This window comes from Cryobacterium levicorallinum (assembly GCF_004402405.1).
Taxonomy (GTDB): domain Bacteria; phylum Actinomycetota; class Actinomycetes; order Actinomycetales; family Microbacteriaceae; genus Cryobacterium; species Cryobacterium levicorallinum.
Window position 1 is genome coordinate 53,977 of sequence record NZ_SOFE01000027.1, and the last position, 23,866, is coordinate 77,842.

General features: G+C 63.9%; 27 protein-coding genes and 1 pseudogene. 13 read left to right on the plus strand and 15 right to left on the minus strand.

Features of this window, described 5'->3' with window-relative positions; translation table 11 throughout:
• Positions 1-87 precede the first annotated feature (87 nt).
• From E3O11_RS15485 to E3O11_RS15500, 4 genes are all read right to left on the minus strand, one after another.
• On the minus strand, positions 88-408 hold the full coding sequence (locus E3O11_RS15485; protein ID WP_092450339.1) for a HigA family addiction module antitoxin: 321 nt from the start codon (positions 406-408) through the stop codon (positions 88-90).
• On the minus strand, positions 383-664 hold the full coding sequence (locus tag E3O11_RS15490; RefSeq protein WP_092450341.1) for a type II toxin-antitoxin system RelE/ParE family toxin: 282 nt from the start codon (positions 662-664) through the stop codon (positions 383-385). The genes E3O11_RS15485 and E3O11_RS15490 overlap by 26 nt, the downstream gene beginning before the upstream one ends.
• Before the next feature lie 79 nt (positions 665-743).
• On the minus strand, positions 744-1,169 hold the full coding sequence (locus E3O11_RS15495) for a hypothetical protein (RefSeq protein WP_092450343.1): 426 nt from the start codon (positions 1,167-1,169) through the stop codon (positions 744-746).
• 620 nt (positions 1,170-1,789) lie between these two features.
• Positions 1,790-2,218 carry a hypothetical protein gene (locus tag E3O11_RS15500; RefSeq protein WP_092450345.1) on the minus strand — a complete coding sequence of 143 codons (429 nt, stop codon included), beginning with the start codon at positions 2,216-2,218 and terminating at the stop codon, positions 1,790-1,792.
• 287 nt (positions 2,219-2,505) lie between these two features.
• Here E3O11_RS15500 and E3O11_RS15505 point away from each other — a divergent pair, with 287 nt between their 5' ends.
• Positions 2,506-3,204: a DUF6994 family protein gene (locus E3O11_RS15505; RefSeq protein WP_241994753.1), complete on the plus strand. Its 699-nt coding sequence runs from the start codon at positions 2,506-2,508 to the stop codon at positions 3,202-3,204.
• A 160-nt stretch (positions 3,205-3,364) separates the two neighbouring features.
• Here the strand turns inward: E3O11_RS15505 and E3O11_RS15510 are convergent, their stop codons facing one another.
• The 3 genes and pseudogenes from E3O11_RS15510 to ychF all read right to left on the minus strand — a co-directional run bounded on the left by E3O11_RS15510 (position 3,365) and on the right by ychF (position 5,682).
• Complete coding sequence (locus tag E3O11_RS15510) at positions 3,365-4,246, minus strand: hypothetical protein (RefSeq protein ID WP_092450349.1); 882 nt, start codon at positions 4,244-4,246, stop codon at positions 3,365-3,367.
• 76 nt (positions 4,247-4,322) lie between these two features.
• A pseudogene (locus tag E3O11_RS18325) lies at positions 4,323-4,514 on the minus strand (HigA family addiction module antitoxin); the annotation flags it as partial.
• A gap of 94 nt (positions 4,515-4,608) precedes the next feature.
• Complete coding sequence (gene ychF / locus E3O11_RS15520) at positions 4,609-5,682, minus strand: redox-regulated ATPase YchF (RefSeq protein ID WP_092450353.1); 1,074 nt, start codon at positions 5,680-5,682, stop codon at positions 4,609-4,611.
• A 76-nt stretch (positions 5,683-5,758) separates the two neighbouring features.
• On the opposite strand from ychF, the gene E3O11_RS15525 reads away from it, so the two are divergent.
• Both E3O11_RS15525 and E3O11_RS15530 read left to right on the plus strand, forming a co-directional pair.
• Positions 5,759-6,373: an exonuclease domain-containing protein gene (locus E3O11_RS15525; RefSeq protein ID WP_092450355.1), complete on the plus strand. Its 615-nt coding sequence runs from the start codon at positions 5,759-5,761 to the stop codon at positions 6,371-6,373.
• Between the two features lie 64 nt (positions 6,374-6,437).
• Positions 6,438-7,829, plus strand: coding sequence for a DNA recombination protein RmuC (locus E3O11_RS15530; RefSeq protein ID WP_092450358.1), 1,392 nt, complete (start codon positions 6,438-6,440; stop codon positions 7,827-7,829).
• 143 nt (positions 7,830-7,972) lie between these two features.
• Here E3O11_RS15530 and glpX read toward each other — a convergent pair whose 3' ends face one another.
• The gene (gene glpX, locus E3O11_RS15535; RefSeq protein WP_092450458.1) at positions 7,973-8,905 is read right to left on the minus strand and encodes a class II fructose-bisphosphatase; all 933 of its coding nucleotides are present in this window, start codon (positions 8,903-8,905) and stop codon (positions 7,973-7,975) included.
• A gap of 207 nt (positions 8,906-9,112) precedes the next feature.
• On the opposite strand from glpX, the gene fbaA reads away from it, so the two are divergent.
• Positions 9,113-10,138, plus strand: a complete 1,026-nt coding sequence (fbaA, locus tag E3O11_RS15540; RefSeq protein WP_092450359.1) for a class II fructose-bisphosphate aldolase — start codon at positions 9,113-9,115, stop codon at positions 10,136-10,138.
• A gap of 21 nt (positions 10,139-10,159) precedes the next feature.
• The gene (locus E3O11_RS15545; protein WP_134495628.1) at positions 10,160-10,774 is read left to right on the plus strand and encodes a DUF6264 family protein; all 615 of its coding nucleotides are present in this window, start codon (positions 10,160-10,162) and stop codon (positions 10,772-10,774) included.
• A 28-nt stretch (positions 10,775-10,802) separates the two neighbouring features.
• On the opposite strand, the gene E3O11_RS15550 is transcribed toward E3O11_RS15545, so the two are convergent.
• A complete protein-coding gene (locus E3O11_RS15550) occupies positions 10,803-11,843 on the minus strand; it encodes a 4-hydroxy-3-methylbut-2-enyl diphosphate reductase (protein WP_092450363.1) in 1,041 nt (346 codons plus the stop codon).
• 132 nt (positions 11,844-11,975) lie between these two features.
• Between E3O11_RS15550 and xseA the strand changes: the two genes are divergently transcribed.
• The 5 genes from xseA (at position 11,976) to E3O11_RS15575 (ending at position 16,226) form a co-directional block, all read left to right on the plus strand.
• A complete protein-coding gene (xseA, locus tag E3O11_RS15555; RefSeq protein WP_092450365.1) occupies positions 11,976-13,193 on the plus strand; it encodes an exodeoxyribonuclease VII large subunit in 1,218 nt (405 codons plus the stop codon).
• Positions 13,194-13,198: 5 nt separating this feature from the next.
• Positions 13,199-13,450, plus strand: a complete 252-nt coding sequence (locus E3O11_RS15560; protein WP_092450460.1) for an exodeoxyribonuclease VII small subunit — start codon at positions 13,199-13,201, stop codon at positions 13,448-13,450.
• Positions 13,447-14,100 carry a DUF4245 domain-containing protein gene (locus tag E3O11_RS15565; protein ID WP_158251596.1) on the plus strand — a complete coding sequence of 218 codons (654 nt, stop codon included), beginning with the start codon at positions 13,447-13,449 and terminating at the stop codon, positions 14,098-14,100. The genes E3O11_RS15560 and E3O11_RS15565 overlap by 4 nt, the downstream gene beginning before the upstream one ends.
• Positions 14,097-14,747 carry a carbonic anhydrase gene (locus tag E3O11_RS15570; protein WP_092450369.1) on the plus strand — a complete coding sequence of 217 codons (651 nt, stop codon included), beginning with the start codon at positions 14,097-14,099 and terminating at the stop codon, positions 14,745-14,747. The genes E3O11_RS15565 and E3O11_RS15570 overlap by 4 nt, the downstream gene beginning before the upstream one ends.
• Before the next feature lie 63 nt (positions 14,748-14,810).
• Positions 14,811-16,226 (plus strand): class II fumarate hydratase, encoded by a 1,416-nt coding sequence (locus E3O11_RS15575; RefSeq protein WP_092450371.1) that lies wholly within the window; start codon positions 14,811-14,813, stop codon positions 16,224-16,226.
• 188 nt (positions 16,227-16,414) lie between these two features.
• On the opposite strand, the gene E3O11_RS15580 is transcribed toward E3O11_RS15575, so the two are convergent.
• From E3O11_RS15580 to E3O11_RS15595, 4 genes are all read right to left on the minus strand, one after another.
• The gene (locus E3O11_RS15580) at positions 16,415-16,957 is read right to left on the minus strand and encodes a GNAT family N-acetyltransferase (protein WP_241994754.1); all 543 of its coding nucleotides are present in this window, start codon (positions 16,955-16,957) and stop codon (positions 16,415-16,417) included.
• An 81-nt stretch (positions 16,958-17,038) separates the two neighbouring features.
• On the minus strand, positions 17,039-18,388 hold the full coding sequence (locus tag E3O11_RS15585; protein WP_092450375.1) for a PhoH family protein: 1,350 nt from the start codon (positions 18,386-18,388) through the stop codon (positions 17,039-17,041).
• A 217-nt stretch (positions 18,389-18,605) separates the two neighbouring features.
• Positions 18,606-19,727, minus strand: coding sequence for an aminotransferase class V-fold PLP-dependent enzyme (locus E3O11_RS15590; RefSeq protein ID WP_092450377.1), 1,122 nt, complete (start codon positions 19,725-19,727; stop codon positions 18,606-18,608).
• A gap of 36 nt (positions 19,728-19,763) precedes the next feature.
• Positions 19,764-20,549 (minus strand): isoprenyl transferase, encoded by a 786-nt coding sequence (locus E3O11_RS15595; RefSeq protein WP_092450379.1) that lies wholly within the window; start codon positions 20,547-20,549, stop codon positions 19,764-19,766.
• 68 nt (positions 20,550-20,617) lie between these two features.
• On the opposite strand from E3O11_RS15595, the gene trhA reads away from it, so the two are divergent.
• Complete coding sequence (gene trhA, locus E3O11_RS15600; RefSeq protein WP_092450381.1) at positions 20,618-21,319, plus strand: PAQR family membrane homeostasis protein TrhA; 702 nt, start codon at positions 20,618-20,620, stop codon at positions 21,317-21,319.
• A gap of 4 nt (positions 21,320-21,323) precedes the next feature.
• Here trhA and E3O11_RS15605 read toward each other — a convergent pair whose 3' ends face one another.
• Positions 21,324-21,581 (minus strand): hypothetical protein, encoded by a 258-nt coding sequence (locus tag E3O11_RS15605; protein ID WP_092450383.1) that lies wholly within the window; start codon positions 21,579-21,581, stop codon positions 21,324-21,326.
• The gene (gene mca / locus E3O11_RS15610; RefSeq protein ID WP_092450462.1) at positions 21,578-22,426 is read right to left on the minus strand and encodes a mycothiol conjugate amidase Mca; all 849 of its coding nucleotides are present in this window, start codon (positions 22,424-22,426) and stop codon (positions 21,578-21,580) included. Before mca ends, E3O11_RS15605 begins: the two co-directional genes overlap by 4 nt.
• A 100-nt stretch (positions 22,427-22,526) precedes the next feature.
• On the opposite strand from mca, the gene E3O11_RS15615 reads away from it, so the two are divergent.
• Positions 22,527-23,012 (plus strand): DUF4307 domain-containing protein, encoded by a 486-nt coding sequence (locus E3O11_RS15615; protein WP_166787605.1) that lies wholly within the window; start codon positions 22,527-22,529, stop codon positions 23,010-23,012.
• A 98-nt stretch (positions 23,013-23,110) separates the two neighbouring features.
• Entirely contained in the window at positions 23,111-23,602 is a 492-nt protein-coding gene (greA, locus tag E3O11_RS15620; protein WP_092450387.1) for a transcription elongation factor GreA, read from the plus strand.
• Positions 23,603-23,866 lie beyond the last annotated feature (264 nt).

The following is a 23,866-nucleotide window of genomic DNA, read 5'->3' on the forward strand; positions in this document are numbered from 1 at the left end:
GGGCCCGTCTTTCGAACAGCCGCCCCAGTTGGGCGAAGTCTCGCGCCCCCAACGCATTGTGCGCAACTACCTTGATCGAAGAATCTGTCACGCGACCTTCAGCGGTGTGATCGATGCAACCTTGTCCCGCAGCGCCCGGCGCTCGCGACGCAGCTCATAGTTGGACTGCAGGTTCATCCAGAACTCTTCCGATGTTCCGAAGTACCGCGCCAGGCGGATCGCCGTGTCGGCCGTAATGCCCCGCTTGCCGTGCACGATCTCATTGATCCGGCGCGGCGGCACCCCAATGCTGACCGCGAGCTTGTTCTGCGTGATCCCGAATCCATCGATGAAGTCCTCCATCAGGATCTCTCCCGGATGGATCGGCTCGATCGAGTCGTTCTCAGTGGTAGTCGACGAGTTCGACATGGTCTGCTCCTCCTTCTCTCCAGACGAAGCAGATGCGCCACTGGACGTTCACCCGGATGTTGTACTGACCTCGACGGTCCCCGACCAGCTGTTCCAAACGATTGCCCGGAGGGATCCGAAGGTCCTCAAGATCCTTGGCCGCATTGACCAACTCGAGTTTCCGCAGGGTCGCTCGCTGCACCGCGCGGTCGACACCCTTGACGTACTGCTCATGCCAGATCTTTCCAGTGTCCTTGATACCGAAAGACCTGATCACACGATCAGTCTATAACGCATCGCGTCAATAACGCTATACGTTAAACCTGAACTCCACCGGATTCCGTGACAAAGCAACTTCACGCCTGGCGATCGAGGCGCTCGTCATCGTCCGGTGTGATGACCATTCCTTCATGCGTCACTGTCGCTCCGAGCACCTCGCCGTGCTTGTCGAGGAACACCACATCAACATCACCCAGCTCGGTCCAGGGCTCCGTGCTCGCAACATCAGGGAAGATGCCTCCCAGACCGTCGAGCGCCTGAATGATTTCGCGGTCGTAGGCGAACCTACGCTTCACCGCGGTGAGGCGCTGTCGCGCGTAGCCGTTCCCAGGCTTAACACCGACAGTTCTCGTCGATTCCAGGTGCGCCAGTTGCGCGACCAGCGGGTGACCGTCGTCACCGTTGTTAAAGACCAGTTCTATATGGGCAATTCTGGCTCGCAGCGACTGCATCCATTCCCTCTGCGCATCACGCATGATGGACTGTCCCGATCCAGAAACCATGGCCTTGTTCTCCTCTCGCGACCGGCGTTCGCGTCGCGGTCACGCAGGCACGGGACGACGATCAGCTATCTGCGCATGTCACTCCTCGCAGGGAGTCAAATTGTATACGCCGGCCCAGTACGAGCTCAAACGTTGAAGCGGAACTCCACCACGTTCCGTCACTAAGCAACGTTACGACAGGAGTCGGTTCACCAGCGCGCAGTACGACCTCAGCGGCACGGTATTCGTCAGCCACGGCCCGTGAATTGCGTCGATTCATCTTGGGGCCCTCGGGAGGCGGAACGAGAATGAGCGACATCACGCCAGCGCGCGATCTCGTCCCGGATCGATATGCCAGTTTTCCCATGCTGCGATTGTTCCTCCCGCTGATCGACGCCAACGATCAGACGCGCCGATGGTCGTCCTATCTCGACGACGGAATCGAGCTGACCGGCTCCACGGATTGGTTCGAACTCTGGAATCGGCATAAGAAGTCCCATGGGGCATTCGAGCCCGATAGGGGCGTGCACACTCAGAACGAGACACTGAATTTAAATTCCACGCAGTCACGTCGAGAGGTTAGATCTGGGATGGGCGGCCCTCTCGCGCATGTGGGTGAGGGCGCTATCCGGTGGTCGAGATTACTCAGCCACCTCGCCGCTTGCCCAGAACACCTCTTCGGTCAGGCACGCCCCCAGCGTCGCCGAGAGCTCACTCGCTGTGGAAACCGGGTGGAAGCCGCCCCCGAGTCCTACCTCGTCGCCAGCGCTGATGACATAGCCGTCGGGAAGAATCACCTCATCGCTGCCGCCAATAGTCGTGCCCCGTGGGAACACGATGAGGTAGGTCTCCTCTGCTTCGACCACCATGCAATCGCCACGCCCCCACGCGACTGTTCCCTCCGCGAGCGCCTGCTCTTGAACGTCACTCGTCTGCCCGGAGACGGCAATCAACCGGCCGTTCGGGGATTCCTGAACCGAGGTCGCCGACGTCGCCGAGCACGCGACGAGACCGACACTCACTGAAAGAACGACCCCAATGCCGAGAGTCCTGCGCCGCCAATTGCTCATGTTTGGAGCATGGCATCCATCACGGCAGTGATGCCAGACCGCCGAAGCTATCGATGCCGAGTCGCAACTCGGACAGCCGCGTTCGCGGCGGCCTGCGGCCCGCTGCAAACCGTCACCACCTGACCATCCGCCACACGGCACCGAAGCTCACGGAACACCATCGGCAGCAAGGCCGACAACTTCGCCGCGCCCACCACCAAAACACCGCCCAGCAGTCAGCGACCCCGTTCACTCAAGGCGGACCGGTGGATCGAGGCTTAGTAAGATTCGGGTTCATGGGGCGAAACTTGGCTATCGATACGACGTTTGACGTGCGGACCGACGCTCGCGGAAAAGATCCTGACACGCACAGTCGAACACTTCGCAAATATCACATGCAGCTCTGGAGCAAACCCTTGCCCAACGGCGTTCTGTTCGACTTGGACGACCACACGCCGGACGCGTATCTGCACCACAAGTCTGCCTTGGGCGAGTTCTACCTTGCGAGTGATTCCGTCATACCCACGTTCGACAGCTGGTTCAGGATGGCGCACATTATCGACGAGATACCGGAAGTGGAACGGAAGTCGTTCCACGATATCGGGTACACGATCGGCGGGATGATGCTTTTCCCCGGCAATAAGGTGGACGGTAAACAGACCATCAACGGTGCCCGCGGGTTCAATCAGAAGATCGCCGATCGGCTCGATCTCACCCTCGAATGTGTACGACGGCACTACCTCGGCATGGGCAGCCCCCTCGGTGAGACGCTTGCCCGGTATCCCGATTTCTTCGCTCTGTTCGAAAGCTTCGAAGGCTACGTGAAATTTTTCCTCCTGCAAGATCTTGTAAATGAAGACTCCACTGCAGTCAGGTTCTTGATGCCGTTCGATGACTTCCGCCCGCCCGCATTTCCGAGGACGATGGCTGCCTATCAGGATTATCGGAGACTAACGATCGAGTTCGTCACATCGCGAAATCGCCGAATCGCGGACTTTTGGAATTAGCGCTCGCATCATGACGTACGTCGAGGCTTCCGCGCCACTTTGGCCAAATGAAGCAACGATTCGCTAGAGAAAGCGCGGTGACCGGCACGGGCGCCCATCACCGCTTCAAGCCCTGGATCCACTTGAACTAAACGTTGAATCTGAACTCCACCACGTTACGTTACAGAACAACCCCTGAACCGGGTGAGCGAGCGAGTGCGGTCGTCCCCGCCGCCGGCAGACCCAGGTCTGCACCGAGCTGAACGAACCAGCGGCGCTGGTAGGCGGGCAGATCACTTCTCAAGGCTGACTCGACGCCTTGAACGACGAAGCTCCGACTCCACACTCCAGCCTCCACGAGCCCGGGCACGACCACTGTTCGAAGTGGATCGTTGACATCACTCCGGTCGCTCTGCCTCAAAGAAGCACCTTTGATGCCACGCGTCGTGAAGAGACGAGCGAAGAGCACCCTGGTGACTTTCGGTCTCGCAAGCAGCCAGTACAAAAGCGGCTTCCCCGGCCTGTCAGCCCAACCGCTGATCAGCATCAAGACAGCTCCATCATGATGTGGTGCCTCGACGAGACCTTCTTCAATCCACTCATACATCACGGCCCGACCCCGGTTACGGTCCCAGTTCTTGGGATTCGCTGCGAAATCCGAAGACCATTGATCGACGAACGCGATGAGGTCGTTGGGGAACAAGGCCGGGTACACCCACTGCGCAAACGAACGGTCCTCTGGTATCGGCCAGACTTTCGCGGCCTGAGCGGGCACTTTGGAGGCCAGCAGGACGGTGGTCGCCGCATCCCAGTGCCCTAGTTCCAATGGCCCTGTCCAGGCGTCAACGAATTGCGCATACCCCCCGGGATAGTCTGCTCGCAGATCGCGAAGCCACGAAGTCACCGTCGATGCTGAACTCGCGCACAGGATGGCCTTGGCCTGACCAACCAGGGGCTTGCACGCCGCGCGGCGCTCGTACGGCTCAACGGAAGCGAGTCGGGCCGCAAGGTCACCCGAACGGCCCGTTGCGAGGAGGTTCCTGAGCGAGTCGACCGTGAGCATAACCGAATGCTAGTCCGCTCTCCGCCCACCAGGTTCGCCGTGCCTCGAAAGAAGGGTCTTTGTCCCGCGGGCGGCGCGGAGTGATTGCCGCAATCTGCTCAGCCATGCGATCCTCGGCAACATCGCGGTCATGCCGGTCCTGCAACGTCAACCAGAATTGCGCCGAGGTGCCGAAGTACCTGGCCAGGCGGAGAGCCGTGTTCGCGGTGATTCGACGCTGGCCGTGCACGACCTCGTTGATGCGGCGAGGCGGCACACCGACGGACACCGCGCTCGAGACGGCCCTCGCGGGCCTCCTCGACCATCAGAAAAGGCTCTGGCGGACCTCCTCGACCTGCAAGAAGCGGCCTTGGCCGGCCTGATTAGACGTTAAACCTAAATTCGACTACGTCGCCGTCTTGCATGACGTATTCCTTGCCCTCGATCCGCGCCTTGCCCTTCGAGCGGGCCTCGGCGATCGAGCCGGCGGCCATGAGGTCTTCGAAGGAGAAGATCTCCGCCTTGATAAAACCCTTCTGGAAGTCGGTGTGGATGACTCCGGCGGCCTGCGGTGCGGTCCAGCCCTTGTGAATGGTCCAGGCGCGGCACTCTTTCGGACCGGCCGTGAGGTAGGTCTGCAGACCGAGGGTGTCGAAACCGATGCGGGCAAGCTGGTCGAGACCGCTCTCGGCCTGACCGGTCGACGCGAGCATCTCGGCGGCGTCTTCGGCGTCGAGCTCGCTCAGTTCGCTCTCGAGCTTCGCGTCGAGGAACACGGCGTTCGCCGGAGCGACAAGCGCGGCGAGGGTGTCGAGCTTGGCCTGGTCCTGCAGCACGGCCTCGTCGACGTTGAAGACGTAGATGAACGGCTTCGCGGTGAGCAGGCCCAGTTCGCGGATCGGCTCGATGTCGAGCGTGGCGGAGGACAGCGGCTGGCCACCGTCGAGGATGGCCTGCGCCTTGAGCGCGGTCTCCAGAACGAGCGGCGCCATCTTGCGGCCCTTGACCTCTTTCTCGAAGCGCAGCACGGCCTTCTCGAGGGTCTGCAGGTCGGCGAGGATCAGTTCGGTGTTGATCGTTTCCATGTCACCGGCCGGGTTGACCTTCCCATCGACGTGCACGACGTCGGGGTCGGCGAATCCGCGAATGACCTGGGCGATGGCATCCGCTTCGCGAATGTTGGCGAGGAACTTGTTGCCGAGCCCCTCTCCCTCGCTCGCACCACGCACAATGCCGGCGATGTCGACGAAGGACACGGGCGCCGGAAGCAGGGTCTTGCTGCCGTAGATGGTTGCCAGGTCGGCCAGGCGCGAATCGGGAAGGTTCACGATTCCAACGTTGGGCTCGATCGTGGCGAACGGGTAGTTCGCGGCGAGCACGTTGTTCTTGGTCAGGGCGTTGAACAGGGTTGACTTGCCCACATTGGGGAGTCCGACGATTGCAATAGTAAGAGCCACGAGAGACCATTCTACCGGCCAGGTCACCGCGGCCCTTGTCGGAGGCTCATGTCGGTGGCCCGTGAGACCATAAGGCGTGCTGAATTTCACCGCGATCGATTTCGAAACCGCCAACTCCTCGGGCGCCTCGGCGTGCTCGGTGGGCATGGTGAAAGTGCGTAACAGCCTGGTCGTCGATTCGGCCTACTGGCTCATCCAGCCGCCGCCCGACCACGACGCTTTCTCCGAGTGGAACACCCGCATTCACGGCATTGTTGCAGCGGATGTCGTGGGCGCGGCTACCTGGGCCGAGCAGCTTCCGCAGCTGGTCGCCTTCGTCGGTGACGACTATCTCGTTGCCCACAACGCCGGTTTCGACCTCGGAGTGATCAAGACGGCGTCGATCGTGACCGGCCAGCCGGTGCCGGACTTTCGCTACGTCTGCAGCCTGCAGGTAGCCCGGCGCACCTACCATCTCGAGTCTTATCGGCTGCCGGTCGCGGCGATGGCGGCTGGCTTCGAAAACTTCTCGCACCACAATGCGCTCGCAGACGCTGAAGCCTGCGCTGCCATCATGATCCACGCCGCAAAGCGTCACGAGGTCGATACGCTTGAGCAGCTTGCCCATATCACCCGGGTCAAGGTCGGCGTGATCGGGCCGGTGGCTACCCAGGAACACGCGTCGATGCACGGGCCAATGGCGCTCAACTAGCGTGCATTTAGCCTGATCCCAGTGTCATTCCGGCAATGTCGGTGGTCGCTGGCAAACTTCAAGCATGGAACCACTGCTGAGTTTGATCGTCGGTCTCGTCATCGGCGCCGCGTTGGGCGCCCTGCTGACCCTGGTGTTGGTGCAACGTCGCCGCAGCAACAGCGAGACTGAGGGCTCGGTCGACCCCGACGTTCTCCAGGCCCGCCACCAGGTCGCCCTCGCCGAGGCGCGCGCCAGCGAGGCGACCGTGCGCGCGGCGCTGCAAAGCGAGCTGTCTGCCGCCCTCGCGACCGTTGACGGGCTCAGTTCGCAGATCGACCACGACCGGGCGTCGACGCGTGAGGCTGCGGAACGGGCGCAGTCTGACCAGCAGTTGCAGTCCGAGCGGGAGAAACGCGAGCACCTCGTTCTCGAAGCCCTCAGCCCGGTGCGCGAGACCCTGCGCACCATGCAGGAGAAGGTCACCGAGCTCGAAACGCAACGCAGCGAACAATATGGATCACTGTCGGAGCAGCTCAAGCAGGCGCAGATGTCCGACCAGCAGCTGCGGGTGACCACCGAATCGCTCGCGAGCGCCCTGCGCTCCAACAGCACCCGCGGTGTCTGGGGCGAGACGCAGCTGCGACGCGTGGTCGAAGCGGCCGGACTAGCCCAGTATGTCGATTTCAACACGCAGACCAATATCACGACGGATGCCGGGCTCGGCCGACCGGACATGGTCGTTCGCCTGCCCGGGAACAAGTCGATCGCCATCGATGCCAAGGTTCCGCTTGAGCACTACATCGAGGCGAGCACCATTCCGTTCACGGCCACCGGTGAGGAGGGCGCCCGCCGTAAGCTGCTGATCGACAAGCACGTAAAGGCCGTACGGGCCCACATCGACGCTCTGGCCAAGAAGACCTACTGGGAAGGTTTCGATGCCAGCCCGGAGTTCGTGATTGCCTTCATCCCGAGCGAATCCCTGCTGTCGGCAGCACTCGAAGCCGATCCGTCGATCCTCGACTACTCGTTCAGCAAACGAGTCGCCCTGGCGTCACCGGTGAACCTGTGGGCCGTGCTCAAGACCGTGGCGTTCACCTGGCAGCAGCAAGCGGTCACCGACGAGGCCCAGAAACTGTTCGACCTCGGCAACGCCCTCTATCAGCGGCTCGGTGCGCTGTCCGGCCACGCGGAGTCACTGCGCAAGGCGCTCGAACGCACGGTGGACAGCTACAACAAGTTCGCCAACTCGCTCGAATCCCGGGTGCTCGTGACCGCGCGGCAGTTTCCGGGGATCGACCAGACCAAGATCGGGCTGCTCACCGAACCAGCCATCATTCATGATTCACCGCGCAAACTAACCGCGCCCGAGTTGGAGACGCCGGCCGAAGAACTCGACACGCTGGATCTTCCCGTTGACCTGGACGGTGCCGAACTGAACGAGGCTCAGCACAGCGCCATCAAAGTTCGCCTCTAAGAATTAGACGATCAAGAATTAGACGCTTTGCGAATCCGACCTGTGCGGGTAATTACCTGCAGACGGCACAAAAAGAAGCACGCCCCGAGCCTGAATGGACAGACCCGAGACGTGCAATTGTGTGAAGACCTAGTGCGAAGCGACTACAGCCACTTCGCCGCCAGGTGCTCCGCGATGACGCGACGAGCCGTGCCCGAACGGGACCGCAGCACGATGCTCTCGGTGCGGATCATCGGCCCCTTACGGCGCACGCCGTCGACGAGTCCGCCATCGGTCACACCGGTCGCCACGAAGAACGTGTTATCGCCACTGACCATGTCGTCGATCTCAAGCAGCTTGTCGATGTCGAGCCCGGCCGCGACGCCACGGGCGCGTTCGGCGTCGTCCTTCGGGGCGAGGCGCCCCTGCATGTAGCCGTCGAGGGCCTTGAGTGCGCAGGCCGTCGTGATACCTTCCGGGCTTCCGCCGATACCGACGCACATGTCAATGCGAGTCTCGTAGCGAGCGGCATTGATGCCGCCGGCCACATCGCCGTCGAGCATGAGGCGCGTGCCGGCACCGGCCGTGCGGATGGCATCAATCAGGCCAGCATGGCGCGGACGGTCAAGCACGGCCACCGTCAGTTCACCGACCGGCTTCTTCAGTGCCTGGGCAAGGTCGCGAAGGTTGTCGCCGATGGACTGGTCGAGGCTGACCACGCCACGACCGGCGCCACCGGTAACGATTTTGTCCATGTAGAAGATCGACGAAGCGTCGAGCATGGTGCCGCGGTCAGACACGGCGATGACGGAGACGGCGTTCTGACGGCCGGCGGCGGTGAGGCTGGTTCCGTCGATCGGGTCCACGGCGATGTCGCAGGCGGGGCCACGGCCGTTGCCGACGTGCTCACCGTTGAAGAGCATGGGGGCTTCGTCTTTTTCGCCCTCGCCGATGACGATGAGGCCATCGAAATTGACGGTGCCAAGGAAGGCGCGCATGGCGTCGACGGCGGCCTTGTCGGCGGCGTTCTTGTCGCCGCGGCCGATGAACGGCACGGCGCGGATGGCGGCGGCCTCGGTGGCGCGCACAAGCTCCATGGCGAGGTTACGGTCGGGGTGTTGAAACAGGGTGGCGGTCTCAGTGCTGTTCAAAAGGTCCTCCCGGACGTAAGTTCGACTTCGATTACGACGGATGCGCGGCGGGTCGCGCGGAGTGTCCGCCCGAGTCACCTTATCGCGACCGAACACCGGGGTCGGGCGTGGCTAGACTCGGTTCACACCCCCGCACACTTTCGAGGAGACGCAATGCCCATCGCAACCCCGGACCAGTACGCCGAAATGCTCGACAAAGCGAAGACGGGCGGGTTCGCTTACCCGGCATTCAACGTGTCTTCGTCGCAGAGCATCAACGCCGTACTTCAGGGCCTCACCGAGGCCGGATCTGACGGCATCATCCAGGTCACCACGGGAGGCGCCGACTACTTTGCCGGCCACACCGTAAAGAACCGGGCCTCCGGCGCTCTCGCCTTCGCACGTTTCGCGCACGCGGTCGCGGACAACTACCCCATCACGGTGGCGCTGCACACTGACCACTGCCCCAAGGGTGCACTCGACGACTTCGTCATTCCGCTGATCCAAGCCTCGGAGTCGGCGGTGGCCGACGGTGGGCACCCCATCTTCCAGTCGCACATGTGGGATGGTTCGGCCATTGCCCTCGACGCGAACCTTGAGATCGCCACCGACATTCTCAAGCGCACCCGCGCCATCAACGCCATTCTCGAAGTTGAGATCGGCGCTGTCGGCGGCGAAGAGGACGGCGTTCAGGCCGACGTCAACGAGAACCTGTACACGACGCTCGACGACGCGATCAAAATGGTCGAGGCTCTCGGCCTGGGCGAGCAGGGCCGCTATATGGCCGCGCTGACCTTCGGCAACGTGCACGGCGTCTACAAGCCCGGCAACGTCAAGCTGCGCCCGGAATTGCTCAAGGAGATCCAGACCGGCCTCTCGGCCAAGTTCGGGCTCGCTGCTCTGCCGCTCGACCTGGTCTTTCACGGCGGCTCGGGCTCAACGGATGCCGAAATCGCCGAAGCGGTCGCCAACGGCGTCGTCAAGATGAACATCGACACCGACACCCAGTACGCCTTCACCCGCTCGATCGCCGACTACATGCTCAAGAACTACGACAGCGTGATCAAGGTCGACGGCGAGGTCGGCAACAAGAAGATTTACGACCCGCGCGCCTGGGGCAAGGTAGCCGAGTCGGCCATGGCCGCTCGCGTCGTCGATGCCACCCGTCAGCTCGGCTCCGCCGGGCACTCAAACAGTTAGAGCACTGACAGCAGTTAGACCATGACAGAGAACCTGGACTCCGGTCCCCCCGCACCAGCCCCTCGTCCCCGCCCCCAGTACGGCGAACTCGCCCCTGAGGGCTGGACCTGGCAACCTCCGCAGGACCAGGACCGGGCTGACGCTCCCGCCCCCACCGTTGGGGCGGGAGCAAGCGTGCACCCGACCGCGCAGCCGCCCGCCGTTCCGGCACCCCCGTTCCAGACGGGGCAGCCGTTCCAGACGGGGCAGCCGCACCAGCCTTCCTCGCGCACCGTGCCCCGCTGGGACCGGCCGCTCACTATCGGGCTACTGACCGTCGGTCTTTTGGCCACCCTGTATGGCGCGTTTTCGCTCGGCGCACTCCCCGATGCCATGCAGCTCATCTACACGCAGCAGGGCCTGGGCACCTACACTTCGGGTGCCAGCATTGGCCCGTTGACCTCGGTCGGGGCCATTACGGTGGTGTTTATCTGGCTCGCCGCTGCCGCGGTGTCGGTGCGTCTGCTGCTGCGGCGCCGCCGTGCGTTCTACGTGTCGCTGATTGCCGGCGCAGTGTCGACCGTGACGATGTTCGCCTTCATGCTCGCCGCCATGCTCAATGACCCGACCCTGATCGAGTTCCTCAGCCGCCAGTAGCTTTCAGCGGCTGAACCGCCCCGGCCGTCTACTCGGCGGGTGCGGCGCGACCGCCGAAGGCACGGGCATCCGTTTCGCCGGAGACGTTGGTGCGCAGCTCCTTGGGAAGCGAGAAGACCAGGTCTTCTTCGGCGGTCTTGACCTGCTGAACGTCGGCATAGCCGGCATCAGCGAGGGCCTCGAGCAGCTCTTCGACCAGTTCTTCGGGAACGGATGCCCCGCTCGTCACCCCCACGGTCGTCGCGTTGTCCAGCCACTCCTGTTTGACCTCGCTCGCGAAGTCCACGCGGTAGGCGGCCTTCGCGCCGTATTCCAGCGCCACCTCGACGAGGCGCACGGAGTTGGACGAATTGGCTGAGCCGACCACGATCACCAGGTCGGAGTCGCGGGCGACCTTCTTGATGGCGACCTGACGGTTCTGAGTGGCGTAGCAAATGTCGTCGCTCGGCGGATCCTGCAGGTTCGGAAACCGTGCCCGCAGCCGGCGCACGGTTTCCATGGTCTCGTCGACGCTCAGCGTGGTCTGCGACAGCCAGACCACCTTGTCGGGATCGCGCACGATGACCGTGTCGGCGGCATCCGGGCTGCCGACGAGCGTTGTGTGCTCTGGCGCCTCACCGGCGGTGCCCTCGACCTCTTCGTGGCCTTCGTGGCCGATCAGCAGAATCTGAAAGTCGTCACGGGCGAAGCGCACGGCCTCGCGGTGCACCTTGGTCACAAGCGGGCAGGTGGCGTCGATGGCCTGCAGGCCGCGCTCGGCGGCGGCGTTGACGACGGCCGGAGAGACACCGTGGGCGCTGAACACGATGTGCGCGCCGCGTGGAACCTCGTCGACCTCGTCAACAAAGATGGCACCGAGATTTTCGAGTTCGGAGACCACGTGAATGTTGTGCACGATCTGCTTGCGCACGTACACCGGGGCGCCGTAGTGCGTAAGCGCCTTCTCGACGGCGATGACCGCACGGTCGACTCCGGCGCAGTAGCCGCGGGGGGCGGCGAGCAGCACCCGCTTGTGTCCGACCACCGGGGTATCCTTGAGCCTGTTGCGGGCGCTTGGAATGCGTGGCATGCCCAAGCCGATAACGGGCGGAGTGCTCTTCGTTTGCGCTGTATTCACCGCCTCAGTCTACGCACGCACGACCGAAGAACTCTGGGAGGACCAGCCTGTGCCCCACGCCAGCGCAACGCCAAGGACAGCCGCATGACGGATGCCCCCGCCACAGTCGAAACGCCGTGGCCGGTCGCCCTGCTCTCAGGCAAGATTCGCGGCTACATCGAGCGCCTCGGCATGGTCTGGGTCGAGGGGGAAATCACCCAGTGGGGTGCCAGCGGCGGCAACGTCTACGGCAAGCTCAAAGACCTCACCGAAGACGCCACCGTGAGTTTCACAATCTGGTCCTCGGTGCGGGCCAAACTGACCGCTGACTTCAAGGCCGGCGACCGCGTCGTCGCACTGGTCAAACCCAACTTCTGGGTCAAGGGCGGCACGCTCACCATGCAGGCCTTCGAAATGCGTCACGTCGGGCTCGGCGACCTGCTGGAACGGCTCGAACGGCTGCGCAAGCAGCTCGCGAGCGAGGGGCTGTTCGATGCCTCCCACAAGAAGCGTCTGCCGTTTCTGCCGCACTGCATCGGCCTCGTGACCGGCAAGGACTCCGACGCCGAGAAGGACGTCATTCGCAACGCGCAATTGCGCTGGCCGGCCGTGAACTTTCGGGTTGCGCACGCCGCCGTGCAGGGAGACCGTGCCGTCGGCGAGGTAACGAGCGCCATCCAACGCCTCGACGCCGACCCGGAGGTCGATGTCATCATCGTCGCCCGCGGCGGCGGTGACTTTCAAAACCTGCTCACCTTCAGCGACGAGAGTCTCGTGCGCGCCGCCGCCGCCTGCGTGACGCCGCTGGTCAGCGCGATCGGGCATGAGGCCGACCGGCCGCTGCTCGACGAGGTGGCCGACCTGCGAGCGTCCACACCAACGGATGCCGCCAAGCGCGTCGTTCCCGACGTCAGCGACGAACTGAACCGGGTACAGCAGGCCCGGGCACGCCTCAGCAGCCGGCTCACCGGCATCCTCTCGTCGGAGATCGACCGAATCTCTCAGCTGCGCAGCCGCCCGGCGCTGGTCGACCCGCGCTGGATCATCGATTCCCGCAGCGAAGACCTCACCCGCTACGTCGCCCGCGGCGCTGAGTTGACGGGGCGCGTTCTGGAGCGCGCCGGCAGCGTCGTCGTCGACCTGCGCTCACAGCTGCGCGCGCTCTCGCCGCAGGGCACCCTGGATCGCGGCTATGCGATCGCCCAGCTGCCGGGCGGCCACGTGTTGCGCCGAGCCGAGGATGCCCCCGAGGGCACCGCGCTGCTGCTCACCCTGGCTAATGGCACCGTGCCCGTCACCACAAACGCCGCCGCGCCGAAATAATTAGAATGGATGCCATGACCTCGCCTGCCCCCACCATCAGTGAACTCAGCTACGAACAGGCCCGCGACGAGCTCATTCGCGTCGTCAACGAACTCGAACAGGGGTCGAGCACCCTGGAGCAGTCGCTCGCGCTGTGGGAACGCGGCGAAGCTCTGGCCCGTCGCTGCGAGGAATGGCTGATCGGTGCCAAGGCCCGCCTCGACGCGGCCCGCCTGGCCGCCACCACACCTTCCGAAGACGCCACACCCACCAGATGAGCCGCGCCCCCAAGCCGCCGCGCGTCGTCGCCGAGCTCGGCCGACCGGAGACTCCGCAGGAGACCGCCGATCGCCTCGCCGAGAATTCGCGCAAGTACCGGTCGCACAAGACCGTGAACAACCTCGTGCTGTCGCTGCTGGTGACGGTGGGAGCCGTGCTCGTGCTCGTGTTGCTGGTGCCGCGCAACGATAACCCGATCACCCGCGACGCCGACTATCCAAGCATCGCCGCCCAGCTGGCTCCGGTCGTCGACCACACCCTGGCCAGCCCGGAGCTGCCAGACGGCTGGAGCGCCAACGACGCCGAGTGGCGAGCCGGAGCGAACGACCAGGTTCCGTCCTGGTACATCGGCCTGATCACGCCCGAAAACCAGTTCATCGGCTTCAACCAGGCCTTCGACGCCAACCCCACCTGGCTGGCCCAGAAGCTGCCCGGCTCCCCCGTCGTCGACACGGTCAGCATCTCTGGCGTCACCTGGGACGTCTATCGCAACAGCGCACCGGCCGCTGACCGGGGAAATTTCGACTACGCGCTCGTGACAACAGCCGGCCCGAGCACCTATCTGCTGATCGGAACGGCGCCCACCGACGACTTCGAGACCCTCGCCACCGCGCTGGCCGCCAACATCGCACAAAATGGAGCGGAATGAACCGGTCATCGACGGCCGTCCCTTCTCCGGCGCAGGCCTGGAACGAACTATGCGAGGGCAATGCGCGCTTTGTTGCCGGCACCCCCCGGCACCGCGAGGACGTTGACCGGCGGGCCGAACTCGTCGGAGCGCAGACACCGCACGCTGCACTGTTTGGCTGCAGCGACTCCCGGCTCGCCGCCGAGATCATCTTCGACCAGGGGCTCGGCGACCTCTTCGTCGTGCGCAACGCCGGCCAGGTCATCTCGTCGTCCGTGCTCGGTTCGCTGGAATACGCGGTCGCCGTGCTGCGCGTTCCGCTCATTCTCGTGCTCGGCCACGACGAGTGCGGAGCGGTACGTGCTGCGATCGATTCTCAGACAGCGGATGCCCCGGCTTTGCCCGTGCATATCGCGCGCATTATCGAGAAGATCGTGCCGGCCGTGCGTCGGGTCAGCGGGCAGGCGGCATCCACTCAGCTGGACCCCGCCCGGGTCGACGCCGGCCAGGTCGGCCGGGAACACCTCAAGGACACGGTCACCGAACTGCTCGAACAGTCCGAGGTGATCAGCGCGGCCATCGCAGCCGGTACATTGGCTATCGTCGGTGCGAACTACGTTCTTTTCGAAGGGCACGCCGACCCCAACATCGTGGTGGGCGATATTTAGCTCACCGGCGCACCCGTTGCGCACAGCACGACTCTCATACAGCACCGAAAGGGAACGCACACAGTGGTGGACACCTCCGCACAAACCGGCTACCGGATCGAACACGACACGATGGGTGAGGTCCGCGTTCCGACGGACGCTCTCTACGGTGCCCAAACCCAGCGCGCGGTCGAGAATTTTCCGATCTCCGGCTCCACACTCGAGTCCGCGCAGATCGCGGCTCTCGCCCGCATCAAGAAGTCGGCGGCTCTCGCCAACGCTCAGCTCGGCGTGCTCGATGCGGACATCGCCGACGCGATCGCCTCGGCCGCCGACGAGGTCATCACCGGGCAGTTCGACACCGAGTTTCCGATCGATGTATATCAGACCGGCAGCGGCACCTCCTCGAACATGAACATGAACGAGGTCATCGCGACCTTGGCGACCCGCGCGCTCGGCCGTTCGGTGCACCCGAATGACCACGTCAACGCGAGCCAGTCCTCCAACGACGTGTTTCCAACCTCGGTGCACATCGCCGTCACGAGCGCCCTGATCGACGAGCTCATCCCCTCGCTCGACCACCTGGCCGTCTCCTTCGAGGCCAAGGCCGAACTGTGGAAAGAAGCCGTCAAGGCCGGCCGCACCCACCTTATGGATGCCACGCCGGTTACCCTCGGCCAGGAATTCGGCGGCTACGCCCGCCAGATGCGTCTCGGCATCGAGCGCATCCGCACCGCCCTGCCCCGCATCGCCGAGGTTCCGCTCGGCGGCACCGCGGTCGGTACCGGCATCAACACGCCCTACGGCTTTCCGCAGCTGGTCATCGAGTTGCTGGTGCGGGAAACCGAACTACCGATCACCGAGGCGCGCGACCACTTCGAAGCCCAGGCCAACCGCGACGGCCTCGTCGACGCCTCCGGGGCGCTCCGCACCATCGCCGTTTCGCTCACCAAGATCTGCAACGACCTGCGCTGGATGGGCTCCGGCCCAAACACGGGCTTCGGCGAGATCAACATCCCCGATCTGCAGCCCGGCTCGTCGATCATGCCCGGTAAGGTCAACCCGGTTATCCCCGAGGCCGTGCTCATGGTCTGCTCGCGTGTCATCGGCAACGATGCCACGATCGCCTGGTCCGGTGCCTCCGGCTCGTTCGAGCTCAACGTCGGCATCCCAGTGATGGGAACCGCGCTGCTCGAGTCGATCCGCCTGCTCACCAACGCCACCCGGGTGCTCGCCGACAAGACCGTCGACGGCCTCGTCGCCAACCTCGAGCATGCTCGCGCCCTGGCCGAGAAGTCGCCGTCGATCGTCACCCCGCTCAACCGCGTCATCGGCTACGAAGCCGCCGCCAAGGTGGCCAAGAAGGCCGTAGCCGACGGACTCACCGTGCGCGAGTCCGTCATCGCGCTCGGCCACGTCGAGCGCGGTGACCTCACGCTCGCCGAGCTCGACACCGCGCTCGACGTGCTGAGCATGACGCGTCCCCCGCAGAAGAAGTAGCAGCACCACCGACAGCGAGTGTTGCCGATGCGTCCCAGGCGTTATCGGCAACACTCGCTGTCGTTAACCGCTCACGCCGCGGGCATCGCGACTCACTTTCTTCACCGCCACCAATAGAACGATCGTCGCTGTCGTCCCGATACGGGAATCCCCTGCGGGACGCCTCGGGATCAGGGCGGAGTTCACGTTCAGCGGGGATCGGCCAACAGCTGATACATGAGATGGTCTTGCCACCGGCCCGCTATTTTGAGGTATGCGGGCGCCAATCCATAACGCACGAAACCCACACGTTGAAGCACCCGTTGGGAGCGCACGTTCGGAATCAGCGTCTCGGCTTGTACCCTGTGCAGCCCCAACTCTTCGAATGCCCGCGTGGTCATTGCTCGAACTGCGTCAGTGGCGTAGCCGCGTCCGTTGTTCTCTTCATCGACCCAGTAACCCATGTTGCACGACTGAAATGCCCCATAGGTGATCCCGCTGAACGTGATCCGACCCACGACCTGGGCGTCCTCGTCGAGAATCACGTGTGGCAGAGCCTCGCCTCGGCTGTGCCGAGCAAGAACATTTTCGACCTCTGCCTGCTGACCTGCGACCGTGAAGTAGGGATCCTGGCGCACTGGTTCCCACGGAGCGAAGAAGATCTGACCAGTTCGCTGGAGGACGGCAAGGCGCTCCGCATCATCGGCGGAAATGAGTCGAGTAGTAGCAGGCATCAAAGAATGCTCCCACATGAGCCGCAAATCAAACGACCTGCCGCGTGGGCTATCGCCAACGGTGACCAGCGACCACAGGCATCCGCTCCCCCGCCGAAACTACATCACCTCGTTGCCCTCCAGCATCTCGGTCACGAGCGCCGCGATCGCGCTGCGCTCCGACCGGGTCAGGGTCATGTGCGCGAACAGCGGATGCCCCTTCAGCGTTTCAATCACGCTGGCCACGCCGTCGAAGCGGCCGACCCGCAAATTGTCGCGCTGGGCGACGTCGTGGGTGAGCACAACGCGCGAGTTCTGACCGATGCGGCTCAGCACGGTCAGCAGCACGTTGCGTTCGAGGGACTGCGCTTCGTCGACGATCACGAAGGCGTCGTGCAGGGACCGGCCGCGAATGTGAGTGAGCGGGAGTACCTCGAGGATGCCGCGCTCGATCACCTCCTCGACCACGTTCTCCGACACGATCGCGCCGAGGGTGTCGAATACTGCTTGCGCCCAGGGCCCCATTTTCTCGCCCTGGTCCCCCGGCAGAAAGCCGAGGTCCTGGCCGCCGACCGCATACAGCGGCCGGAAGACCATGATCTTGCGGTACTGCTGACGCTCCAGTACTGCTTCCAGACCCGCGCAGAGGGCGAGCGCCGACTTCCCCGTTCCGGCTCGACCTCCCAGCGACAGAATGCCGATCTCCGGGTCGAGCAGCAGGTCAATGGCGAGTCGCTGCTCCGCCGACCGTCCGTGCAGCCCAAAGACGTCCCGGTCGCCGCGCACCAGCTTGAGCGTGCCTCGGCTGGTCACCCGGCCGAGGGCAGAGCCCCGATCGGAGTGGATGACCAGCCCGGTGTTGATCGGCATGTCCTGCACCGTGCGCGAATCGAGCGTTTCCTTGTCGTAGAGCACGCTCATCTGCTCGGCGCTGAGGGTGATCTCGTCCATGCCGGTCCACCCGGAATCAACGGCGAGTTCGTGCCGGTACTCGTCGGCGGCGAGGCCAAGCGACGCGGCCTTCACGCGCAGCGGCAGGTCCTTGGAGACGACCGTCACGGTCATTCCTTCATTGGCGAGGTTGAGCGCCACAGCCAGAATGCGCGAGTCGTTGTCACCCAGCTGCAGGCCAGACGGCAGCACCGACATGTTGGAATGGTTCAACTCCACCCGCAGGCTGCCGCCCTCGCCGACCGGAATTGGAAAGTCCAGGCGCTCATGCTTGAGCCGCAACTCGTCGAGGTTGCGCAGCGCCTGCCGGGCGAAATAGCCGATCTCCGGGTCGTTTCGCTTGGATTCCAGTTCGCTGATCACCACCACGGGCAACACCACGGCGTGCTCGGCAAACCGGAAAATCGCCTTCGGATCGGACAGAAGCACCGAGGTGTCCAGCACGTAGGTGCGCTCGGTTTGCGAAGCGGATGTCTCCACCCGGTCAGTCGCCTTGCGATCGGTTCGATTAGCGGTCATGGCCACTCCCACCCTGCGTCACGAGGACGCGGATCACTTTGGCGAGCTGGCCATCAAGCAATTCTCGAGCCGTACTTATATGGCCGTCTCGATCAGGTGCCGTACCTGATGAAAGCGACGCTACGACCTACAGGAGAAAAAAGAAACCCGACACGCCCACCGAAATTTGTCGTTCACCTGACGTTGAGGCGGACGACGGGTACGCCGGCGCCGACTCCTAGTAGTTTGCTGAGAGTGCGTACGCCGTGAGCGCACCCCTCAGCATGGTTACCGTGTCGGGGTCGAGGGCCGCGTGCACACACAGTCGCACGGTCCGGCCGCGGGTGGTTGCGGTGATTCCGTGGTTGTGCAGGCTGGCTACCAGGGTGGTCAGAAGTTCGGCTGGCGGCTCCAGGACCACGATGCCGGCCCTTGAGACGACATCCCGCGGCGACACGATATCGACGACGAACTCATCGACCAGCTCGATGATCTCCGACACATTCTCGTTCATAGCCTTCTGGATCACGTCGACACCGACGTCGAAACTCTGCTCGAGCGCAGCAGCGAACCGCGCCTGCGCGATGGCGTCCCCATTGGTCACCCGAAAGGCTCGGGCAGCGTGACTGGGCGGGGTGACCTCGTCCCAGGGATCGTCCGTGTCGGTACCGACGTAACCGGAAATCACGGGCACTAGGCGCTCGAGTGCCCGTTCGCTGAGGGCGAGAAACCCGGTGCCCCAGCCGGCCCGCGTCCATGTCTGACCACCGGAAGCGACGACATCCGCTGCCTCATAGGCGGCATCGACGACGCCGAAGCCCTGAATCGCGTCGACGATGAGCAGGCGATCGCCGATGACCTGGCGGATGCCCTCGAGGTCGGTGCGATACCCGGTGCGCGAATCGACTAGGCAGACGGCGACGGCAGCGACGGCCGGGGTCAGCTGGTCGCGGATCTGTCCGGGGGTGACGCGGCCGTGATCCGTCTCCAACCAGAGCGGAGTCACCACGTGCAGGGCTTCGGCGGCCCGCACTGCGGCGAACGGAACGCTCGGAAAGTCACCGGCCGAGAGCAGCACAGATCCGGTGAGACCAAACATGGCCTGCATGAGTCCGGAGCTCGTGTTGGGCTGCAGCACGATCTGATCCGCGGCAAAGCCGGTGAGCTCTGACGCTGCGGTGCGAGCACGCAGATCCTGGTCGACCAGATGGTCGAGGCTGCCGTGGCGGGCGCGGGACAATACCTCGGTTTGGCCGAGGGTCTCAGCCACCACGGCCTCGGAGAGCGGGCCGACCCGACCGAAGTCGAGGTAGCCGGGTTCCTCACGAAAACCGTCGGTGAAGCTGAGCAGTGAATTCATGCGCGCAATTCCAATCGGTTGTCAAACACAGGGTGGCTACCCCCCGAAGCGCCGCTGCCGGCGGGAAAAGTCGCGCAAAGCCCGCAGAAAGTCGATCTGCCGTAGGTCGGGCCCCAGCGCTTCAACGAAGTAGAACTCGCTGTGCGCGCTCTGCCAGAGCATGAAGTCGCTCAGCCGCTGCTCGCCCGAGGTACGGATGACGAGGTCGGGGTCGGGCTGACCGCCGGTGTACAGATGCTGACCGATGAGTTCGGGCGTGAGGGTCTCTGCGAGGTCTTCCAGGGTGCCGCCGTGCGCGTGGTGGGTGGCGACGATGCTGCGCATGGCGTCGGTGATCTCGGTGCGGCCGCCGTAGCCGACCGCGAGGTTGACGTGTAGTCCCTTATGGCCGCTGGTCCGGGCATCCGCTGCATCGAGAGCCGCGACCAGCGGCTCGGGCAGGCCGGCCTTGGACCCCACCTGTTGCACCCGCCAGTTGCGGTAGTGCGAGAGCTCCTCAGCGAGATCGGCGATGATTTCGATCAGATCGGCGAGTTCATCGCTCGGGCGCTGGGTGAGGTTGTCGGAGGAGAGCAGGTACAGGGTGACGACCGAAATGCCGAGGTCGTCGCACCATTCCAGAAACTCGCGCATTTTGGCGGCGCCAGCTCGATGGCCGTGCGCGGCGGTTTGAAACCCCAATTGCCGGGCCCAACGCCGGTTGCCGTCGATGATCATGGCAACGTGGTGAGGCATGTGTGCCGGAGTGAGCCCACGCCTCAGCCGGCGCTGATACAGCCCATAGAGGATGCCACGCGGCGAGGGTACCTGGGGTTTCTGCACACAGTTACGCTAGTCCACTCCCCGGGCGTTCGCGGCACCCGGGCCACGCCCTGCCGTATCCTTGCAGCATGGCCACCGAGCACGATATCCCCAATCTGCCGCTGATCGAGGCGGCTGACGCCCACCCTGAAGACGTCAAACCGACCTGGCGCGGCTGGATTCACGCTGGCACATTTCCGGTGACGATCGCTGCCGGCATCGTGCTGCTCGTGCTCGCTGAGGGGTCGGCGGCGAAGATCAGCTCGGCTGTGTTCGTGCTCAGTTCGATGCTGCTCTTTGGCAATTCAGCGCTGTACCACCGCTTCAACTGGCAGCCGCGCACCCGCATCATTCTCAAGCGCATCGACCACGCGAATATTTTTCTGCTCATCGCCGGGTCGTACACGCCCATCACGGTGCTCGCGCTGCCGCCGGAAAAGGCGACTCTGCTGCTCTGGCTGGTCTGGGGCGGAGCCGGGCTGGGCATCCTATTTCGAGTGTTTTGGATTCACGCCCCGCGCTGGCTGTACGTGCCGCTCTACCTGGTGCTCGGCTATGGCGCGCTGCTGTTCATCGTGGATTTCTTCCAGGCCAACGCGGCCATGATGACGCTCATCCTCGTCGGCGGGCTCTGCTACACGGTCGGCGCGGTCGTCTACGGGCTGAAGAAGCCCAACCCGGTTCCCGGTGTGTTCGGCTTTCACGAGATCTTCCACACCTTGACGGTCGTGGCGTTTCTGTGTCATTTCGCGGCGATATTGCTGATCGCCACGCATCCGCTCTACCCGTAACGGTTTATTCGGGCTTGTCGCTCGGCGTGGTCGGTGCGCTTGGGTCGGCATCGCGGGCGGCGACCTCGGCATCGAGGCGTGCCTTGATCTCGGCGCGATAGGTCGTACGACGGATGCGACGCACCACATCCAGGCAGAGCAGCAGGGTTGCCAACGCGATCAAGAAAAAGACCAGAAAACCGACGACGCCCGGGGTGACGGTGTTGGGGTCGAAGTCGGGGTCGGGAGTTGCGGCGAGCACGACGCTCAGCAGCGAGGTCATGCGTCGTCCTGGATTCCGGCGAACAGATCGGATTCGGGCATTGCGGTGTCTACTTTCGATTCGACGAGTTGGAAGTCTTCGTAGGGCCAGGCCTCGCGGACAAGATCGTTGGGCCAGAAGAAGAAGCTGCTGTCGGGTGTGACCTGGCTCGCGTGCGAGCGTAGGGCGGCATCTCGAGCTTCAAGAAAATCACCGGCGGGAACGTGCGTGGTGGCCAGCTTGGGGTAATTCTCCATGCGCTCGCGGGCTGCGCCGAGTGGCTCCAGCAGCGGAGAGTCCGGCTCAGCCACGCTCAGCGCGAGGTACATGGCATCGATACGTTCAAGGTTGAAGATGCGGTCGTAGTACACCTTGTCGATCTGCCACGGCTGCCCGGTGTGCGGGTAGCGACTCGGGTCGGCGGCGGCACGATAGGCCTCCATCGAGACCTCGTGGCAGCGGATGTGATCCGGGTGCGGGTAGCCGCCGTTTTCGTCGTAGGTGATCAGCACCTGCGGACGGAACTCCCGAATCAAATTCACCAGCGGCTCAGCCGAGTAGTCGAGCGGAATGGCCGCAAAGCTGTTCGGTGGCGCCTCCTGGCCCTCATCCATACCGGAATCCTCGTAGCCGAGCCAGCGATGCTGCACGTTCAGCGCCTCCTGGGCACCCTGCATCTCCAGGCGGCGCAGCCCGGGCAGGTCACGCTCGGCCATGGCATGGCCGGTCAGGGACGGGTTCAGGATGCTGCCGCGTTCGCCGCCGGTGCAGCTCACGATCATCACCTCAACGCCGAGGCTGCGGTAGTAGGCATACGTTGCCGCGCCCTTGCTCGATTCGTCGTCGGGATGGGCGTGCACAGCCATCAATCGCAGCGTCACCATACTCCTCAGGAATGCCAGATAACCTTAGGCCAGATAACCTAGGTACCAGCCTAATCGCTCCATCGGAAGTGTGAAATCGCCAGTGCCCCTCAACAGCACGCCCACCGGAGTTCAGTCGAGCCGCCAGCCCGAGCGCCTCGACGAATCTGACGTCGCCGCGGCACCTGCACCCGAGAGCGCCGCGATCCAATCGCGCTACGGGCGCACCCCGGCCCGCCGCGTTCGCGACCGCCGCATCCTGTGGGGGCTCGGTGGCGTTTTCGTGTTGGTGCTGGGAGCGTGGGTTCTGTGGACCGGCCTGGACGGGGCATCCACTCAGATAGAAGCGCGCGATATCGGGCACACCATCATTGATGAGCACAGCGTGAGCGTCACCTTCGAGGTAGCGCTACCGGTGAACCGCACGGCGAGTTGCGCGGTTCAGGCTCTCAACGAGAGCTATTCGGTCGTCGGCTGGAAGATCATCGATCTACCGCCCTCCAGCCTGTACAACCGGTCGTTCACCGAGGTTCTGCGCACCACCGATCTGAGCAACACGGGTTTGATTTACCAGTGCTGGCTGACCTAAACTGACGTATTCGCCTCGGCAATCGCCCGGGCGACGACTATATCTGCGCGGCCCTCAACCGGCCTTTCTGCGCTTGAGCGTATTGAAGGAGATCACTCGTGATTACCGACACAACGGTCACCTGGCTAACTCAGGAGGCCCACGACCGCCTCGCCGCGGAACTGGCGACACTGAGCAACTTTGGCCGGGGCGACATCGCGAAGAAGATCGAGTCCGCGCGAGAAGAGGGTGACCTCAAGGAGAACTCGGGCTACCACGCGGCGAAAGAAGAGCAGGGCAAGATGGAGGCGCGCATTCGCACGCTCACCCTGTTGCTGCGCACCGCCGAGGTCGGCCACGCCCCAGAGAGCAACGGCACCGTCATGCCGGGCACCGTCATCACGGCCACCATCGCCGGCGACGAAAGCCGCTTTCTGATCGGCAGCCGCGAGATCGCCGCCAACAGCGACCTGGACGTGTACAGCGAGCAGAGTCCGCTCGGCGCGGCGATCATCGGCCTCAAGGTCGGCGCCAAGACCAGCTACACCACGCCCACTGGCAAGGAGATCACCGTGCAGATCTCGAACGTGGAGACGTTCACCGGCGCCTGACTCCCCCGCCGAGGCTCGGCTGCCGATTCGCGCCGATATTGGGGCTCAGGTTGTCCACTCGCTGCACTTGGCCTTCCCCTGCACGCGAGGTGCCATCTTTAGCCCCTTGAGAGCTCGCCAAGGGGCTAGAAGTGGCACCTCGCGCGGTCAATGCACAACGCATGAGGCGGCCCGCTTACAACGCTGCACAGCCAGCAGCAATCAACTAGCAGCCGACGGTCGACAGCGCTGGCGGCAGCAGCAGCCGCCCGGCCTGTCTGTCTG

Excerpts from the sequence above, each read along its gene's own strand:
- E3O11_RS15485 (WP_092450339.1), bottom strand. The coding sequence starts at position 408 with ATGTCGAACTCGTCGACTACCACTGAGAACGACTCGATCGAGCCGATC.
- E3O11_RS15495 (WP_092450343.1), bottom strand. The coding sequence starts at position 1,169 with ATGGTTTCTGGATCGGGACAGTCCATCATGCGTGATGCGCAGAGGGAA.
- E3O11_RS15500 (WP_092450345.1), bottom strand. The coding sequence starts at position 2,218 with ATGAGCAATTGGCGGCGCAGGACTCTCGGCATTGGGGTCGTTCTTTCA.
- E3O11_RS15510 (WP_092450349.1), bottom strand. The coding sequence starts at position 4,246 with ATGCTCACGGTCGACTCGCTCAGGAACCTCCTCGCAACGGGCCGTTCG.
- E3O11_RS15530 (WP_092450358.1), top strand. The coding sequence starts at position 6,438 with ATGGAACCACTGCTGAGTTTGATCGTCGGTCTCGTCATCGGCGCCGCG.
- glpX (WP_092450458.1), bottom strand. The coding sequence starts at position 8,905 with ATGGAGCTTGTGCGCGCCACCGAGGCCGCCGCCATCCGCGCCGTGCCG.
- fbaA (WP_092450359.1), top strand. The coding sequence starts at position 9,113 with ATGCCCATCGCAACCCCGGACCAGTACGCCGAAATGCTCGACAAAGCG.
- E3O11_RS15545 (WP_134495628.1), top strand. The coding sequence starts at position 10,160 with ATGACAGAGAACCTGGACTCCGGTCCCCCCGCACCAGCCCCTCGTCCC.
- E3O11_RS15550 (WP_092450363.1), bottom strand. The coding sequence starts at position 11,843 with ATGCCACGCATTCCAAGCGCCCGCAACAGGCTCAAGGATACCCCGGTG.
- xseA (WP_092450365.1), top strand. The coding sequence starts at position 11,976 with ATGACGGATGCCCCCGCCACAGTCGAAACGCCGTGGCCGGTCGCCCTG.
- E3O11_RS15560 (WP_092450460.1), top strand. The coding sequence starts at position 13,199 with ATGGATGCCATGACCTCGCCTGCCCCCACCATCAGTGAACTCAGCTAC.
- E3O11_RS15565 (WP_158251596.1), top strand. The coding sequence starts at position 13,447 with ATGAGCCGCGCCCCCAAGCCGCCGCGCGTCGTCGCCGAGCTCGGCCGA.
- E3O11_RS15570 (WP_092450369.1), top strand. The coding sequence starts at position 14,097 with ATGAACCGGTCATCGACGGCCGTCCCTTCTCCGGCGCAGGCCTGGAAC.
- E3O11_RS15580 (WP_241994754.1), bottom strand. The coding sequence starts at position 16,957 with ATGTGGGAGCATTCTTTGATGCCTGCTACTACTCGACTCATTTCCGCC.
- E3O11_RS15585 (WP_092450375.1), bottom strand. The coding sequence starts at position 18,388 with ATGACCGCTAATCGAACCGATCGCAAGGCGACTGACCGGGTGGAGACA.
- E3O11_RS15590 (WP_092450377.1), bottom strand. The coding sequence starts at position 19,727 with ATGAATTCACTGCTCAGCTTCACCGACGGTTTTCGTGAGGAACCCGGC.
- trhA (WP_092450381.1), top strand. The coding sequence starts at position 20,618 with ATGGCCACCGAGCACGATATCCCCAATCTGCCGCTGATCGAGGCGGCT.
- E3O11_RS15605 (WP_092450383.1), bottom strand. The coding sequence starts at position 21,581 with ATGACCTCGCTGCTGAGCGTCGTGCTCGCCGCAACTCCCGACCCCGAC.
- mca (WP_092450462.1), bottom strand. The coding sequence starts at position 22,426 with ATGGCTGTGCACGCCCATCCCGACGACGAATCGAGCAAGGGCGCGGCA.